The sequence below is a fragment of the Steroidobacter flavus genome, assembly GCF_042651805.1.
Classification (GTDB): domain Bacteria; phylum Pseudomonadota; class Gammaproteobacteria; order Steroidobacterales; family Steroidobacteraceae; genus Steroidobacter; species Steroidobacter flavus.
In genome coordinates, this window is the sequence record NZ_JBHSDU010000008.1 from 1 (window position 1) to 1,106 (window position 1,106).

Here is a 1,106-nt window from a genome sequence, read left to right on the forward strand (position 1 = left end):
TTGGGGAAGGGTAAAGTAATTCTGTTGATCCGATAGCCATTGCAGGTGATGGTGGGCCGTAATCGGATGAGAGCGGTGGTCCAGAGCAGCAGCGATTTAGGATTGGATCCCGCGCGACTGCTCCGTAGCATCTCACGTACCAGACGGCACATAGATTCGACCGAGTTGGTGGTCAGTGGCAGGCCAAGGTTGGGATGAGCGAGATAGGATCGATAGAACGGCAGGTCTATCAGGAACTGACACAGCACTGTTTTGACGCGTAGTGTTCCACAGTCTCCTCGAGACAAGCGCCTCAGGCGCTCGATGGTTTGTGACAGGCGCTTTCCCGCCGGCAAGCGCAACGCGTCGCGCATCGATTGATAGATTTCCTCGCGAACCGCGCCTCCACGCAGCGTGTAACGCACTCTGCGGCGGGGAGCTTGCAACTTAAGCAGCAGATGAAAATGACAGAGCTGCAGGATCCAGTTGTGCCGACGAGCGATCTTCTCGATTCCCGGCAAATTGTCGGCCACGACCGCGCAAATACGCCTTCTGGCGTTGACGGGGATGGCTTCTACCGCTTGTTGCCAGCGAGAGGCGCCCTCTCGCCCAGGCAGCAGCACCGGGTCGAGGAAGGTGGCCTGATGAGTTCGACACGGCTTTAGTGCAACCAGGTACAGAACCCACGGAATTCCTTCGAACTCGAACCACAGTCCATCGATCAGGAGCACCAGTGATCCAGCCGGCATCTGTTGCGGGCAGGGTCGATCGACCCATCGGTGGAGTGCCTGGCGAAATCGATATCGATACGCAGGTAGAGCGCCACAGGCTCGATGGGAGAACAGTTGTCCGAGTGTGAAGCCCTCTACAAGCACTCGATGCAAAAGGTCTGGGGATGCTCGATGGCGAGGACGCCCGCGCTTCTTAGGGCGGATCGTCCAGGTTCGATGACACCGTATGCACTGTCGACGGCGTGGGCCGAACCGGCGCACGGGGGCTGCGCAACAAGGGGATTTCGCATGCTTTGATTGCATGCATACGAGTTACCCCAAGAAAGTCGCGTCCCCCGGCTGAATCTCAGCATCAGCGGCGGCTCGCATCAACAGATTTTCTTTACCCTTCCCCAA

Annotated in this window: 1 protein-coding gene; it reads right to left on the reverse strand. The window is 58.0% G+C overall.

The annotated features are described in order from the left end of the window. On the reverse strand, positions 1-710 hold a 710-nt coding region (locus ACFPN2_RS21355), incomplete at its 3' end, for a hypothetical protein (RefSeq protein ID WP_380600370.1). Positions 711-1,106 lie beyond the last annotated feature (396 nt).